Below are 15,857 nucleotides of genomic sequence, written 5' to 3' on the forward strand. Positions count from 1 at the left end.
GTCATGACCTTCCAGGTGCACCGCGCTGAGCGGGCCGGCCCGCTCGCCGACGCGCTGGGCGCCCTGCTGTCCGAGCCGCTGCCCGATCCCTTCGCCACCGAGGTGGTGGCGGTCCCGGCCAAGGGTGTGGAGCGCTGGCTCGCGCAGCGGCTGTCGCACCGGCTGGGCGCGGGGGCGGAGGCCGACGGGATCTGCGCCGGGGTCGCGTTCCCCTCCCCCGGCTCGGTCCTCGACGCGGCGGTCGACGCGGCCGCGGGCGTCGACCCGGCCGAGGACCCGTGGCGGCCGTCGCGGGCGGTGTGGCCGCTGCTGGAGGTCGTCGACGAGAGCGCCGGGCAGGCCTGGTGCGCGCCGCTGGGCACCCACCTGCACGGGGATCGGCGCGGCCGCCGCTACGCCACCGCGCGGCGGCTGGCCGAGCTGTTCGCCTCCTACGCGGCGTTCCGGCCGGAGATGGTGCGGGGATGGGCCGTCGGCCTCGACGGCGTGCCGCCGGACCTGGCCTGGCAGCCCGAGCTGTGGCGGCGGCTGCGGGCACGCATCGGCGTGCCCGGTCCGGCCGAACGGCTGGCCACGGCGTGTGAGGTGCTGCGCAGCGATCCAGGGGTGGCGCGGCTGCCGTCGCGGATCTCGGTGTTCGGGGCCACCCGCCTCGGCGCCGACGAGCTGGCGGTACTGGCCGCCCTGTCCGAGCACCGCGACGTGCACCTGTGGCTGCCCCATCCCTCGCCCGCGTTGTGGGAGCGGGTGGCGAACGCCGGGGGCGTGCCGCTGCGCCGCGCCGAGGCGGGTCTGGTGGCGGCGCACCCGCTGCTGTCGTCGCTGGGCCGTGATGTGCGCGAGCTGCAGGTGCGTCTGCTGGCCGCCGCGCCCGGGCTCGTCCACCACCATCACGCCGGGCCGGAGCCGGCCCCCACCCTGCTCGGGCGGTTGCAGCGGGATCTGCGCGACGACCACCGGTCCCCGCCGGCCCCGATCGACCCCGGGGACGAGAGCATCCGCGTGCACTCGTGCCACGGCCCCGACCGGCAGGTCGAGGTGCTGCGCGAGATCGTCCTCGGGCTGCTGGAGGCCGACCCCACGCTCGAGCCCCGCGACATCGCCGTCATGTGCCCCGACATCGAGACGTTCGCGCCGCTGGTCTCGGCCGCGTTCGGCGACGGCGGTCCCACCGCGCACCCCGGCCGGCAGCTCGCCGTGCGCCTGGCCGATCGAGCGCTGCGACAGCTCAACCCGTTGCTGGACACGGTGTCGCGGCTGCTGGAGCTGGCCGGGGCGCGGCTCACGGCGTCGGAGGTGCTGGACCTGCTGGCGTCGGGCCCGGTGCGCCACCGCTTCCGGCTCGACGACGACGATCTCGACCGGCTGCGGGAGCTGGCCACGTCGTCCGGGGTGAGGTGGGGGCTCGACGGCGCCCACCGCGCGCCCTACCGGCTCGACGGGTTCGGCCAGAACACCTGGGCGGCGGGCCTCGACCGGCTGCTGCTGGGCGTCACGATGTCCGGAGCCGATCACACCTGGCTGGGCACGGCGCTGCCGCTGGCCGAGCTGGAGTCGGGCGACACCGAGCGCATCGGACGGCTCGCGGAGTTCGTCGACCGGCTGGCCACGGTGCTGGGCGGGTTGTCGGGCGAGCAGCCACTGACGGCGTGGATCGAGGCGCTCACCCGCGGGCTCGACCTGCTCACCGACACCACGCCCACCGACGCCTGGCAGGCCGCGCAGGCCCGCTCGGAGCTCGCCGAGGCCGCCCGTGCCGCCGGCCCGCACGCCTCGGGGGTGCCGCTCGGCCTCGCCGACGTGCGCGGGCTGCTGGCGGAGCGGCTGCGCGGGCGGCCGAGCCGCTCCAACTTCCGCACCGGCGCGCTGACGGTCGCCACGATGGTCCCGATGCGCTCGGTGCCCCATCGCGTGGTGTGCCTGCTCGGGCTCGACGACGGCGCGTTCCCGCGCGCCGGCATCGTCGACGGCGACGACGTGCTGGCCCGCGACCCGCACGTCGGCGAGCGCGATCCCCGCAGCGAGGACCGCCAGCTACTGCTCGACGCCATCTGCGCGGCGGGCGAGCGGCTCGTCGTCATCCACTCGGGAGCCGACGAGCGCACCGGGGCACGCCGGCCGCCCGCGGTACCGCTCGGCGAGGTGCTGGACGCGATCGGGCCGGTGGAGGGGGTGGTCGTGCGCCACCCGCTGCAACCGTTCGACCCGCGCAACTTCACCCCGGGGCGGCCGTTCAGCTTCGACCGCGTCGAGCTGGCCGGGGCGCGGGCCGCGGCCGCGCCGAAGGCCGCTCCCCCGGCGTTCGTGGTGGCGCCGCTCGCCCCCGTCGTCGCCGACACCGTGGCGCTCGACGACCTCGTCTCGTTCCTGGAGCACCCGGTGAAGGGCTTCCTGCGCCAGCGCGTGGGGCTCTCGCTCTTCGCGGGCGACGACGAGCCGGCCGACGCACTGCCCGTCGAGCCGAACGGGCTGGCCACCTGGGCCATCGGCGACCGGCTGCTGCGCGACCGGCTCGCCGGGCTCGACCTCGACCGCTGCCGGCAGGCCGAGTGGCGCCGCGGCGAGCTGCCGCCCGGAGCGCTGGGCGACGCGCTGCTCACCCGGGTGCTCGACGACGTGGAACCGCTGGTCGCGGCGGCCGCCGCGGTGCGCCGCGGCGAGGCCGACGACCGCGATGTCGACGTCACGCTGCCCGACGGCACGCGGGTGGCCGGCACGCTCGGCGGCCTGCACGAGCACACGCTGCTGCGCGTCGAGTTCTCCCGGCTCGCCCCCAAGCAGCGGGTCCGGGCGTGGGTGCGGCTGCTGGCGCTCACGGCCACCACGGGCGATCCGTGGCGCGCGGTCACGCTCGGCCGCGGCACGCGGTTCGGGCTGGCGATGGCCACCGTGGGCCCGGTGGGCCGGGAACCCGCCGTGGCCACCCTCGCCGATCTGGTCGAGCTCTACCGCGAGGGCCTGCGGGAGCCGCTACCGCTCACCACGCAGGGCGGGCACGCCTACGCGAGGACCCGCTCGGGCGGCGGCCCCGACGACGCCCTGGCCGAGGCGATGCGGCTGTGGAGCACCGGCGCGGGCGCCGAACGGGCCGACGACGCCCACGTCCGCGTGTGGGGCACCGCCGCCCCGCCCGGGGTGATCGCCGGTCCACCGGGCCCGGCGGGCGGTGAGCCCACCCGGTTCGGATCGCTCGCCCTGCGGCTCTGGTCGCCCCTGTTGATCTCGGAAGAGGTGGTGCGCCGATGACCGCGACCCTGGCTGCGGCCGCGTTCGACGTGTGCGGCCCGCTGCCCACCGGCACCACCGTCCTGGAGGCCAGCGCGGGCACCGGCAAGACGTTCACCATCGCCGCACTGGCCGCCCGCTACGTGGCGGAGGGCCTCGCCGAGCTGCCGCAGCTGATGCTCGTCACGTTCGGCCGCGAGGCCACCCAGGAACTGCGGGAGCGCGTCCGCGAACGCCTGGTGCGGGCCGAGCGTGCGCTGGCCGATCCGCGGGCCCCGCGCGACGCGGTCGACACGCTGCTGGCCACGGGCACCGAGGCGCAGGTGGCCCTGCGCCGGGCGCGGCTGGCCCGCGCGCTGGCCGGCTTCGACGCCGCCACCATCGCCACCACCCACCAGTTCTGCCAGGAGATGCTCGCCGGGCTGGGGGTGGCGGGCGACGCGGACGCCGACGCCGAGTTCGTGGAGTCCATCGACGATCTGCGCACCGAGGTGGTCGACGACTTCTACGTGCGCAAGTACGGCGACCGGTCCGCGGGCACGCCGGCGTTCAGCCGGGCCGACGCGCTCGCGCTCTCGCGCGCCGCGGTGGAGGACGGGCAGGCCCGCCTGGAGCCGGCCACCGCCGAGCCCGGCAGCACGGCGGGCACGCGGTACCGGTTCGCCACCGCCGTGCGCGCCGAGGTGGCCCGCCGCAAGCGCGAGCGGCGGCTCTACACCTACGACGACATGCTCACCCGCCTCGACGACGCCCTGGCCGATCCCACCCGCGGCGCACCCGAGCGGCTGCGGGCGCGCTACTCCGTGGTGCTGGTCGACGAGTTCCAGGACACCGACCCGGTGCAGTGGTCGATCCTGCGGCGGGCCTTCCACGGGCACACCACTCTTGTGCTGATCGGCGACCCGAAACAGGCCATCTACGCGTTCCGCGGTGCCGACGTCGTCAGCTACCTCGACGCCACCGAGGCCGCGGGCGGCCACGCCACGCTGGGCCGCAACCACCGCACCGACGAACCCCTGCTCCGGGCACTGGACACCGTGTTCAACGGCGCGGCGCTGGGCGACCGGATCACCGTCTATCCGGTCGACTCCGCCCACCCCGGGCAGCGGTTGCGGGGCGCGCCGGTCGACACCCCGTTCCGGCTGCGGGTGATCCCCCGCGCCACCCTGCCGAAGCCCCCGCGGCGCGATCTGGCCATGGTCGGGCCCGCGCGCGAGCGGGTGGCGGCCGACGCCGCCGCCGACATCGCCGCCCTGCTGGCGAGCCCGGCCACCATCGGCGGCGATCCGGTGCGGCCCGGCGACGTCGCCGTGCTGGTGCGCACCAACGGCCAGGGCGCCATGATCCGCGACGCGCTGGGCGGCGCCGGCGTGCCCGCGGTGCTGTCGGGCACGGCCAGCGTGTTCGGCACCCCCGTCGCCCGCGAGTGGCTGGTGCTGCTGGAGGCGTGCGAACAGCCCCGGCTGGCCCGGCTGCGCGCGGCCGCGCTCACCTGCTTCCTCGGCCACACCGTCGAGGAGCTGTGCGGCCCCGGCGCCGACGACCTGCTCGACCGCCTCGGCACCGCCATCCGGTCCTGGGCCACGGCCTGGCACGACAAGGGCGTCGCGGCGTTGCTGGAGGCCGTCACCGCCGACACGGCGCTGCCGAGGCGCCTGCTCGCCCGCACCGCCGGCGAGCGGCTGCTCACCGACCTGCGGCACATCGCCCAGTCGCTGCACGCGGCCGCCGTGGACGGCCACCTCGGCCCGGCCGCCCTGGTCGACTGGCTGCGTCACCGCATCGACGAGGCCGCGGTCGACGTCGGCACCGAGCGCAGCAGGCGGCTGGAGTCCGACGCCGCCGCCGTCCAGATCATCACCATCCACCGCAGCAAGGGGCTGGAGTTCCCGGTGGTGTACGTCCCGTACGCCTGGGACCGGTTCGTGCCCGATCCCACGGTGCCGCTGCTGCACGACGGGCCGGCGCGGGTGCTCGACGTCGGCGGCGAGACGGGCGAGGGCTGGAAGGAGCGCTGCGCGAAACATCGCGCGGAGGAGGCGAGCGAGGATCTCCGCCTGCTCTACGTGGCGCTGACCAGGGCGAAGTGCCAGGTGGTCACGTGGTGGGTGCCGTCCACCACCACGGCGTCGGCGCCGCTGCACCGCCTGCTGATCGGCCGCCCGGTGCCGGGCACCGAGCCCGCCGAGAGCTACCGGATCCCGGCCGACACCGCGGCCCTCGACGCGCTGCGCGGTCTCTCGTCGTCGGTGCTCGCCGTGGAGGAGGTGGGGCTGCGGCCCGCCCCGGCCTTCACGCCGCGGAACGCGGGCCCCACCGCCCTCGAGGCCGCGGTGTTCGACCGGGAGATCGACCGGCAGTGGCGCCGCACCTCGTACTCGGGGCTGACGGCCACGGCCGGCCACCACGGCCCCTCGGTGGCGAGCGAGCCGGACGTGCCCGTCACGGAGGACGAGGCCGACATCGAGATCGGGGCGGACGTGTCCACGGTGGACGCCGTGCCGTCCCCGATGGCCGACCTGCCGCTGGGCACCGGGTTCGGCACGCTCGTGCACGCCGTGTTCGAGACCGCCGACCTCACCGCGCCCGACCTGCTCGGCGAGCTCACCGCCCACTGCACCGAGCAGCTGGTCCGCAACCCGGTGGCCGGCATCGACGTCGCCGGTCTCGCCGCGGCCCTGCTTCCCGCGGCGCGCACCCCGCTCGGGCCGCTCGCCGGAGGTCTGCGGCTGGCCGACATCGCCCCGCGCGACCGGCTCGCGGAGCTGGACTTCGAGCTGCCGCTGGCCGGTGGGGAACACACGCTGCGTCGGGTGGTCCTCGGTGAGCTCGCCCCGGTGCTGCGCCGCCACCTCGCCACCGACGACCCGCTGCACGCCTACCCCGACGCCCTGGAGTCGGTGGCGCTGCGGGAGCAGCCGCTGCGCGGCTACCTCACGGGCAGCATCGACGCCGTGCTCCGGCTGCCGGGCGGCACGTACGTGGTGGTCGACTACAAGACCAACTGGCTGGGCCCCTTCGCCGCGGAGGGCCGTGAGCCGCTCACGTCGGCGCACTACACGCCCGACCGCCTGGCCGAGGCCATGATCGGCGCCAACTACCCGCTGCAGTCGCTGCTCTACGGCGTGGCCCTGCACCGCTACCTGCGCTGGCGGCTGCCCGGCTACGCACCGCAGAGGCATCTGGGCGGCTCGCTCTACCTGTTCGTGCGCGGCATGTGCGGCGAGGCCACCCCGGTGGTCGACGGCACGCCGTGCGGCGTGTTCGGGTGGAGCCCACCCCCCGCGCTGATCGTGGAGCTGTCGGACCTGCTCGCCGGAGGTGCGGCGTGACCATCACCACCGGGGTCGAGAGGTGGGGCGTCCACGATCTCGGCGATCCGCTCGTCGCCCACTCCGCGTCCGGGCTGCTCCACGCCTTCAACGCCGCGGGCGTGCTCTCGTCGTCCGACGTGCACGTGGCCACCCGGCTCGGGCGGCTCGGCGGCGAGCCCTCGGAGGTGGTGCTGCTCGCCGCGGCTCTCGCGGTGCGGGCCGTGCGGCTGGGGTCGGTGTGCGTCGATCTCGCCGCCGTCAGCCACACGGTGCTGGGCGAGGGCGACGTGGTCGTCGACGTCTCGGCCCTGCCCTGGCCCGAGCCCACGGCGTGGCTGGCGGCCTGCACAGCCGGACCGCTGGTGGCCGACGGCGCCGACGCCCCCGCCGGACGGCCGCTGCGGCTGGTGGACGGGCTGCTGTACCTGGAGCGCTACTGGGGCGAGGAGGAGCAGGTCCGCCGCTCGCTGCAGGAACGCGCCGCCGCCGCGCCACCGGACGTCGACCTGCCGGCGCTGCGGGCGAGCCTCGCGCGGCACTTCCCCGACGAGCACTCCACCCGCCAGCGCCTCGCGGCCGCGGTCGGCACGCTGCGCCGCGTCACCGTGCTGGCCGGCGGACCGGGCACCGGCAAGACCACCACCGTCGCCCGGCTGCTCGCCGTGATCGCCGAGCAGCCCGGGCCGCCGCCCCGCATCGCGCTGGCCGCCCCCACCGGCAAGGCGGCGGCACGGTTGCAGGAGGCCGTGGCGGGCGAGCTCGCCACTCCCGGTGTCTCCGGCGACCTGCGGGTTCCCGAGGCGTCCACGCTGCACCGGCTGCTGGGCTGGCGGCCCGGCGGACGCTACCGCTACGACCACACGCAACGGCTGCCCTTCGACGTGGTGGTGGTGGACGAGACGTCGATGGTGTCGCTCACGATGATGGCCCGCCTGCTCGACGCCGTGCGCCCCACGTCCCGGCTGGTGCTGGTCGGCGATCCCGACCAGCTCGCGTCGGTCGAGGCGGGCGCCGTGCTGGGCGACCTGGCCCGGGCCCCCGGCCGCCCCGAACCGGCGCTGAACACCGCCCTGACCGGGCTCGGCCTGCCGTCCGACGTGGTCAACGGCGTGGTCACCCTCGACCACGTGTGGCGGTTCGGCGGCGCCATCGCCGCGTTCGCGAAGGCCGTGCAGGCGGGCGACGCCGACACCGCCCTCACGCTGCTGCGCTCGGGCGCCGACGACCTGGCGCTCGACGATCCCGCCGACCTGGCCCCCGTCCGCCACGACGTGGTGGAGGCCGGCCACACGCTCACCCGGGCGGCCCGCGAGGGCCGCACCGACGACGCGCTCGCCGCGCTGGAGCGCCACCGCGTGCTGTGCGCCCACCGCCGCGGCCCCTGGGGCGTGGCGCGGTGGACCGGGGAGAGCGAACGCTGGCTCGCAACAGCTCCGGCGGAAGGTCCCTGGTACGCGGGCCGACCCGTGCTGGTCACCGCCAACGACTACGACACGGGCCTGTTCAACGGCGACACCGGCGTGGTCGTCGAGCGCCCCGAAGGGCTGCGCGTGGCCTTCGCCCGCGGCGGCCCGCCCACGCTCTATCCGCCGTCACGCCTGTCGGAGGTGGCCACCGTGCACGCCATGACCGTGCACCGCGGGCAGGGCAGCCAGTTCCGCCGGGTCACCGTGGTGCTGCCACCGGCCGAGTCCCCGCTGCTCACCCGCGAGCTGCTCTACACCGCGGTCACGCGCGCGCGGGAGTTCGTGCGCATCGTCGGCACGGAGGACGCCGTGCGCGCGGCCGTCGAGCGGCCGGTGGCGCGGGCCAGCGGGCTGCGGCAGCGGCTGGCGTCGCCGTGAACGTCGGCCGGCCCCTGATCAGTGCTGGCGGCGCGACTGGATACCGCGGCTGGAGTCCCACGTGCCCGTGTCCGGGCGCTGGTGCTCCGGCACGCGCGGCTCCGTGCAGCCGGCCGTGTGCACGTAGGCGTGGTTCCACGTGATGGAGCCGTCGGGCAGGACCGTGTCGATGTGGGCGAGGCTCACGACGTTCTCCTCGCCGTCCTCGACCGGTGAGAAGCAGCGCTCACAGAGCATGACCATGATGAATCTCCGACCCGTCGTTCGGGGGGAGGGTGTGGTCGGCGCTGACTCTCGTACCACCCGGTGAAGGGTCCAGTGTCTCATCCTGAGATGCCCGGGCCTACGTGGCGTGCCCCACCGTCACGGTCGGGGCACGACCTCGCCGTCCACCACCTGGTGCCCGAGCGACATGTGCGCCGGGAACGTGTGCCGCGCGTAGGTGGCGATGGTGCGGCAGCTCAGCGCGTCGACCCCCGCGCCGATGGGCCCGCCGACCAGCGGAACGAGCTTGCCGAGGTTGGCCACGCCCTTCGCCCCGGCACTGGCCACGAGCTTGTAGCCGATGCGCTTGTTGATCTCGACGAGCAGCCGCGCCGAGACCTTCTCCAGCGCCGCCGCCGCGGACCGGCGCCCCACCTCGATGCCCGCGCGGCGCAGCACCCCCGCCCCGGCGCTCCCGAGCAGGGAGACGAGGACGGCGCTGCGCACCTCGGCCGTGCCGATGTCGTAGCCGCGCAGGTGGGCGACGCCCGCCGACATGCGCGTGGCCACCACGTACAGCCCGGCGGTCGCCGCGGGCACCGCGATCGGCAGCGTGACGATGCCGCCGAGCCCGGTGACGAACCCGGACATCGCCGCCAGCCGCACGTGCGACGCGACGAGCCGCCCCACAGCGGCCTCGCGGTCCCCACCCGTGGCGACGAGGTGCTCGTCGGCGATCTGCGCGGCCCCGCCGAGCGGCCCGCCGCCGTTCACGCCGAGCTCGATGACCTGGTCGATCAGGCGCTCGCCCAGCGCCGCGAACCGGTCGTCCATGGCCGCCATCATCGCACCCCGCCGTCCGGCGCCATGGTGGATTCCGTGGAAGTTGCCTGCAGGGATCTCTCCGCTCTGTTCGGCGACCTGGTCCGGCCCGAGACCGAGCTCTGGGAGGTCGTGTACGCCCGCGGGGCACTGCGTCCGCCGGTCCGACCCCGACGACCGCCGCTCGTCGGGGACGGGGAACTCGTTGCGCTTCACCGCGAGGGTCTCCTCGCACTCCGCGACGGGCATCGGCGGTGTCGGCCGCAGGGCGTGGGAGGCCGGAGCCCGCGACGGTCCGGAGGATCTCGCCGCCGCGGGCGACATCGCGGTTGCCGTGCCCGGTGTGGACGGCCGTACTCGTGATCGGATGGTGACACGGAGACTCCCGCGGCGTGGGCGATGTACGCACCCTCCGGGTGAACCTCCGGCGATCATGGGCCCGCCGCCCTACCGTCACGCCATGGGCGGATGCTGGACGGAGGTGTTCCGGCACGGGCAGTGGGGTCCCGCCGTGTTCGAGTGCCTGCCCGGGCACCGGGCCACCGTGCGTGACTGGGCGCTGCGCCAGCGCGTGCCCCGCGCGTCGCCGCGTGAGCTGCACCTGCCCGACGTCGACGCGTGGGCGGTGCTGGACGGCGGCATCACCAGCATCCACGGCTACGGCCTGACGTCGCTGCCGTGCGGGGTGCGGGTGGTGGGCTTCCCGACCTTCCGCCTGCTGCTGGCCGAGCTGGGCCTGGCCGGCCCGCTGCTCCCGTTCCCCGGCGAGACGGTGCTCGAACCGGACGAGCTGCGCCGCAGGCACAGGAGCCCGGAGGCGAGGAGCGCGGCAGCCGTCGAACAGGCCGAGCTCCTGGCGGCCTGTCGCGACGCGGTCCTGCTGCGCTGGGTGGCCACCACGCTGGTGGGCTGATCTCCCTCCGACGAACGGCACGGCCGTTCGTCGGTACCTACGCCGTCGCCGCCGCCCGGCGGAGGGCCCGGTACATCAGTTTCGGGTCGCCCAGGCGTCTCCGGAGCTGGCGCTCCAGGCCGGCGATCGGGTACAGGTTCTGGGGTGCGCGGGAATCCTTGTACTCCGTGGACGCGAAGCGGATCAGGCTGCCCTGGCTGACCCCCGCGAGCACGACGGCCTCGGCCGGCGCCAGCTGCCCGCTGCACTCCACGCGGGCCACCCCGGCCCACGGCGAGCCCGGGGCGCACGGCAGCCGCAGGTACCAGGTGAACCGCTGCGCGAGCAGGTCCTGGGCCGCGCTGCCGAGACGGAACACCGGCGTGCGCTGCCCGGACCCCAGGGCGGCGACGATGCCGCCCAGCTCGGTGGGCAGGTAGGTCTTGTCGTGGGTCTTCACGAAGCCGACGGCGCGCGGCAGGTGCTGGCGGCCACGCAGCGGACCATCGACGACGAGCAGGTCGTCGGCCACCCCGTGGTCGGCGCGGGCCTGGGCCGCGGCCAGCAGCTCGACCTCGGCCATGGACCGCTGCACGGCGAGGCTCAGCACCTGGGTGGGGTCGGCGCCGGGCCGCGCCGGGGTGTGGCTGAACCGGTAGGACCCCGCACCGGTGTCGACGTCGGCGCCGGCGGCCACCGTGGAGAACAGCCCGCGCCGCACGTGCGCGGCCACGAGGTGCGCGCCGCCGTCCGGGCAGCTGCAGACGACGCCCGCCGCGTAGGTGGCGCACAGCGCGGGCGAGGCGACGCCCTGCCCCTCGTCCACCCACACCTGGGCGTCGATGCGCCGCACCCCGTCGACGAACAGGACGGCCTCGGGCGGCACCAGCGACCGGTCCGGGTCGATGGGCGCCCAGCGCTCGACAGGCACCTCGACGCCCGTGTCGATCTCGGCGCTGGACTCGGCCAGCTCCCCGTCCACACTCGCCCCGTACGAGGGGTCCCACGGATCCACGGTGAACTTCACGGGAACTTCACATGCCCTCCCGCACCACCGACGACGTGCGCTGGTCCCGGCTGACCGCGAACCGCACCGGCACCCGCTCGGCCAGCGCGGGCACGTGCGTGATCACGCCGACGACGCGGTCGCCGCGGGTGGCCAGGTTCTCCAGCGTGCTCGCGACGACCTCGAGGTTGGCCTCGTCCAGGGTGCCGAAGCCCTCGTCCAGGAAGATCGACTCCAGGCGGGCCGCCCCCTGCGCCGCGAGGCTCGACATCTGCGACGACAGCGCGAGGGCCAGCGCCAGGCTGGCCTGGAACGTCTCACCGCCGGAGAGCGTCTTGACCGGGCGGCGCGAGTCGGCGTCGGCGTGATCGATGATCAGGAACTCTCCGTTGTCGTGGGTGAGCTCGAACTGGCCGCCCGAGAGGTCGGCGAGGCTCCGTGACGCGTCGGCCACCAGCGCATCGAGCGCCGACGCCACGAGCCAGCGCGGGAAGCCGTCGGAGCGCAGGAGGTTTCCCAGCAGCTTCGCGACCTGCTGGGCGGACTCGGCGGCGTCGCGGTCGGCCAGGATCGTGCCCGCCGACGCCCGGCGCTCGGCGATGCGCTCCTGCGCCGCCCGGGCCCGTTCCCGGGCCGCCGCGACGGAGGACTGGACGGCAGCGGGAAGCCGCGCCGACCCGACCGGCTCTCCGAGCGCCACGTCGTGGGTCGCCAGATCCTCGACGATGCGCTGCTCGACACCGGCGCGGGCGGCCCGGGCCTGCTCCGCCGACCGTTCCGCCTCGACCAGCCGCCCGGCCCGGGCGTCGGCCTCGGCGTGCGCCCATTCCGTGAGCGCGCTCCAGGCGGCGAGGAGATCGCGACGGCCCACCGCGGGCGCGCCCAGCGGCACGAGCGCGTCGCGGGCCGACCGCAACGCCTCCGACGCGGCGGTGACCTCCAGCCCGACCTCGGCCACGAGACGGTCGGCCGCACGTTGCGCGACCCGGGCGGCGCGCAGCTCGCCGTCGGCGGCGCGGGTGGCCGCCTCCAGCTCGGTGAGGCGCGCCAGTTCGGCGGCGGCCTCGGCGTCGGCGGGCGCAGCGGCGAGCGCCGCCCCGAGCTGCGTGAGCCGGTCGTCGATGCGGGTGACCGCGCCGGCGGCGTCCTGCTCGGCGCGGGCGGCGGCGGTCTCCTCGCGGTGCCGGTCGGCCGCGGCCCGTTCGGCGGCCGCCACGGCCTCCTCCGCGGTGACCCGCTCGGCCTCCGCAGCCGTGAACGCCGCGCGGGCCGCGGGCAGCTCACCGTCGCGGGCCGTGGCCTCGGCACGGGCCCACGACACCAGCGACGCCCAGCCCGCGAGCACGTCCTCCCCGGCCTCGACGGCGGGTGCACCCAGCCCCACCAGCGGATCCCGCGCGGCACGCAGCGCGGCCGTGGCGGACTCGGCCTCGCGGCGGACGGCGTCGGCCTCCTGCGCTGCGGCCTCCCGCGCACGACGGGCGGCGCGGGCGGCCGCGTCGGCCTCCTCGACGGCGAGGGCGAGCCGGTCCAGCTCGGCCAGCGCGGCGTCGACGTCGGCGGGCGCGGCGGCGAGCGCGGTGCGCAGCCGCTCGAGCGCGGCGCCGATGCGGTCGGTCTCCCCCGCCGCGCGGGCGGCGGCCGCACGGGCCTCGCTCTCCGCCGCGCGGGCGGCGTCGTGCTCGCGAACCGCGGTGGTGACCGCGGCCTCGGCCGCGTCGAGCCCCGCCCGGTCGGCCTCGGGCAGCGGCGCGGGCAGCGTGACGACCGGCTGTGCACACACCGGGCAGTCGTGCCCCGCCACCAGCACCGGGCGCAGGGCGGCGGCCAGCTCGGAGCGCAGGTACCCGTCGCGCTGGGCCTGGCTGTGCTCGACGTGGGCGCCCGCGGCGGCCACCCGTTCCTCCGCCGCCGTGACGGCGGCCTGCGCGGCGGTGAGCCGGGCCGCGGCGTCCCGCTCCTCGGCGAGTGCGGCGTCGAGATCGCGGCGGTCGCGCCGGGCCTGCTCCAGCGGGCCCCTCGGCGGCGCCTCGGCCAGGGCGGCCCGGGCGCGGGTGTCGGCGGCCTCGGCCGCGGCCAGCGCCTCCTCGGCCCGCTCCAGCGCACCGGCGGCTCCGGACCGGCGCTGGTCGAGGGCGTCGAGGCCGGCGGGCAGGGTGGGGGTGCGCAGGGCGTCGCGCTCGGCGGCGAGCCGCCGGCCGGCCTCACGGGCCGCCTCCACCGCCGCCGCCGCGGTGTCGCGTGCCGCGCGTGCGGTGTCGAGGGCCGACCGGGCCGCGAGCGCCTCGCGGGCGGCCGTCTCCTCGGCGTGGCGGGTCTTGAGGTGACGCTCGCGGGCGCCCGGCAGCTCCGCCGTGAGCGCGGCGAGCTCCGCATGATCGCGACGGGCCTGCTCCAGCGGGCCGCGGGCGGGAGCGGCGGCGAGCTGCTCGCGCAGCGCCGTGTCGGCGGCCTCCGCCGCGGTGGCCGCCTCGGCCGCGGCCGTCGCGGCGTCGGAGGCCGTGCGCTGCCGGGCGTCGAGATCGGCGACGCCCGCCGGTACGGCCAGCGCGGCCAACCGGGAGCGCTCCTCGTGCAGGCCCGTGACCAGCGCGCAAGCGGCGTCGAGGGCCGCACCCGCCGCCGTCAGCTCGGGCAGCACGGCGTCCACCCGGGACGCCAGAGCGGTGAGCTCGTCGACCCGGGCGGCGGCGGCCTTCTCGGCGTCCTCGGTGGCGTCGGCGTAGGACCCCAGCTGCTCGGTGAGGATCTCCGCGCGCTGGCGCTGGGAGGCCGCCTCGCTGTTGGCCTCCTTCGCGATGACGTCGTAGACGCCCAGCCCGAGGATGCGCACCAGCTTCTCCTGGCGCTTGCGCGGCTCGGTGTGCAGGAACTCCGCGAACTCGCCCTGGGGCAGCACGACGCACGTGGTGAAATCGCCGAAGGGCAGGCCCAGCAGTTCCTCGACGGCCTTCGTGACGGGCCCGGCGCCGTCGGCGAGCGGCTCCGTCTCCTCGTCGACGCCGCCGAGGCCGGCCGGATCACGCAGCCGCTCCAGCCGCGCGGTGCGCACCGACACCCCGCCCGACGCGGATCGGCGCAGCTCCCGCGCCACGACGTAGCGCGCGCCACCGACGTCGAACACGAACTTGACCGCGCCCCGCCCGGCGGTGGGCGCGAGCGCCAGCGACACCGTCCGCCTGTCGTCCCAGCGCGGCACCGAGCCGTAGAGCGCGAACGTCATCGCGTCGATCACCGTGGACTTGCCCGACCCCGTGGGCCCGACCAGCGCGAAGTACTCCGCCCCGCGGAAGTCGACGGTGGTGGGCTCGCGGAAGGAGGCGAACCCGTTCATCTCCAGCACGACGGGGCGCATCAGAGGACCTTGTCGTGCAGCCGCCGGAACAGCTCCTCGACCCGGGGGTCCTCGACGCCTCGCGTGCCCAGGTACTCGCCGAACAGCTCGGCGGGGCTGCGCTCGACACCGTCGGCCGCCGCAGGCCGCGAGACGGTGGTGGGCGCCGCGAACTCCGGATCGATGCGCACCTCCAGCGCGTTGGGCAGCAACGCCGTCACCTCCTCTCGCAACCCCGCCCTGGCGGGCTCCTTGACGTACACCCTCAGGTAGTCGTCCCCCAAGGAATCTGGACCGACGCTAGCGGCGAGCACCGACAGTTCCGCGACGGTGCCGCGGACGGTCCGCAGCCGGCGTCCGGACGTGAGGGGGATGTCGGTGACCGTCGCGGGCGATCCCGGCGTGGCCTCCACCAGGCAGACGACGGACTCGTTCTCCTGCTCCCCGAAGTCGACGGCCAGCGGCGCGCCGCAGTAGTGGACGGGGCACGGCGCCTCCATCCGCTGCCGGCGGTGCAGGTGGCCCAGGGCCACGTAGTGCGACTCCACCGGGAAGATCGACGCGGGCACGGCGTACTCGAAGATCGACTGCGCGGTGCGCTCGCCGCCGCCCATCTTCCCGTTGAGCACGGTCAGGTGCGCCATGACGAGGTTGACGGCGTCGTCGCGGAACCCGGCCGTCAACGAGGCGAGGATGTCGCGCAGCTGCTGGTCGTAGGCGCCGGTGTGCTCGGCGGGGGTGTTGGCGATCAGCTCGGCCGCCCGCACCGCGTAGCGCTGCGAGAGGAACGGCAGCACGGCGAGCGTCACGGGCTCGCCGGTGGACCGCGCGCTGAACTCGACGATGCCGCCGTCGGTGGCGGTGCGCACCCGCCCGATCAGCGTGACCCCCGCGGCCTCCGCCATCCCGCGGTAGGCCTCCAGGGTGGCCGCGTGGTCGTGGTTTCCCGCGATCGCGATCACCGGAGTGCCGCCGCGCGCCAGCCCCATCAGCGTCCGGTTGACGAGCTTCTGGGCGTCGGCGCTCGGGGCGGCGGTGTCGTAGAGGTCCCCGGCCACCAGCACGGCGTCCACCTCGTGGGAGCGTGCGACGCCGACGATCTCGCGCAGCACCTGCTCCTGCTCGTCGAGTCGGGAGTGGCCCTTGAGCGTCTTGCCGACGTGCCAGTCGGACGTGTGCAGGAAGCGCATAGAGCGGCCATCGTAGGCCGCCCCGT

Annotated in this window: 9 protein-coding genes; 4 read left to right on the top strand and 5 right to left on the bottom strand. The window is 76.2% G+C overall.

Translation table 11 applies throughout. The annotated features are described in order from the left end of the window. Positions 1-3: 3 nt before the first annotated feature. Genes recC through recD form a run of 3 tightly spaced genes read left to right on the top strand, consistent with a single transcriptional unit; the run spans position 4 to position 8,383 of the window. Positions 4-3,246: an exodeoxyribonuclease V subunit gamma gene (recC, locus tag BGP03_RS20875; RefSeq protein WP_298797900.1), complete on the top strand. Its 3,243-nt coding sequence runs from the start codon at positions 4-6 to the stop codon at positions 3,244-3,246. Next, the gene (locus BGP03_RS20880) at positions 3,243-6,557 is read left to right on the top strand and encodes a UvrD-helicase domain-containing protein (RefSeq protein ID WP_298797902.1); all 3,315 of its coding nucleotides are present in this window, start codon (positions 3,243-3,245) and stop codon (positions 6,555-6,557) included. The genes recC and BGP03_RS20880 overlap by 4 nt, the downstream gene beginning before the upstream one ends. Continuing rightward, a complete protein-coding gene (gene recD / locus BGP03_RS20885; RefSeq protein WP_296377898.1) occupies positions 6,554-8,383 on the top strand; it encodes an exodeoxyribonuclease V subunit alpha in 1,830 nt (609 codons plus the stop codon). Before BGP03_RS20880 ends, recD begins: the two co-directional genes overlap by 4 nt. An 18-nt stretch (positions 8,384-8,401) precedes the next feature. Here the strand turns inward: recD and BGP03_RS20890 are convergent, their stop codons facing one another. Beyond that, complete coding sequence (locus BGP03_RS20890) at positions 8,402-8,626, bottom strand: hypothetical protein (RefSeq protein WP_298797905.1); 225 nt, start codon at positions 8,624-8,626, stop codon at positions 8,402-8,404. A 120-nt stretch (positions 8,627-8,746) separates the two neighbouring features. After that, positions 8,747-9,658, bottom strand: a complete 912-nt coding sequence (locus BGP03_RS20895) for an EcsC family protein (protein WP_298797907.1) — start codon at positions 9,656-9,658, stop codon at positions 8,747-8,749. Between the two features lie 211 nt (positions 9,659-9,869). Here BGP03_RS20895 and BGP03_RS20900 point away from each other — a divergent pair, with 211 nt between their 5' ends. Further along, entirely contained in the window at positions 9,870-10,322 is a 453-nt protein-coding gene (locus BGP03_RS20900) for a hypothetical protein (protein ID WP_296377901.1), read from the top strand. Positions 10,323-10,359: 37 nt separating this feature from the next. On the opposite strand, the gene BGP03_RS20905 is transcribed toward BGP03_RS20900, so the two are convergent. From BGP03_RS20905 to BGP03_RS20915, 3 genes are read right to left on the bottom strand one after another with little or no spacing between them, the layout of a single operon-like run. Further along, a complete protein-coding gene (locus BGP03_RS20905) occupies positions 10,360-11,328 on the bottom strand; it encodes a hypothetical protein (protein WP_298797909.1) in 969 nt (322 codons plus the stop codon). Between the two features lie 7 nt (positions 11,329-11,335). Beyond that, positions 11,336-14,662 carry an SMC family ATPase gene (locus BGP03_RS20910; protein WP_298797911.1) on the bottom strand — a complete coding sequence of 1,109 codons (3,327 nt, stop codon included), beginning with the start codon at positions 14,660-14,662 and terminating at the stop codon, positions 11,336-11,338. After that, the gene (locus BGP03_RS20915; protein ID WP_296377904.1) at positions 14,662-15,831 is read right to left on the bottom strand and encodes an exonuclease SbcCD subunit D; all 1,170 of its coding nucleotides are present in this window, start codon (positions 15,829-15,831) and stop codon (positions 14,662-14,664) included. The genes BGP03_RS20910 and BGP03_RS20915 overlap by 1 nt, the downstream gene beginning before the upstream one ends. Between the last annotated feature and the right edge of the window lie 26 nt (positions 15,832-15,857).

This window comes from Pseudonocardia sp. 73-21 (assembly GCF_001899645.1).
Classification (GTDB): domain Bacteria; phylum Actinomycetota; class Actinomycetes; order Mycobacteriales; family Pseudonocardiaceae; genus Pseudonocardia.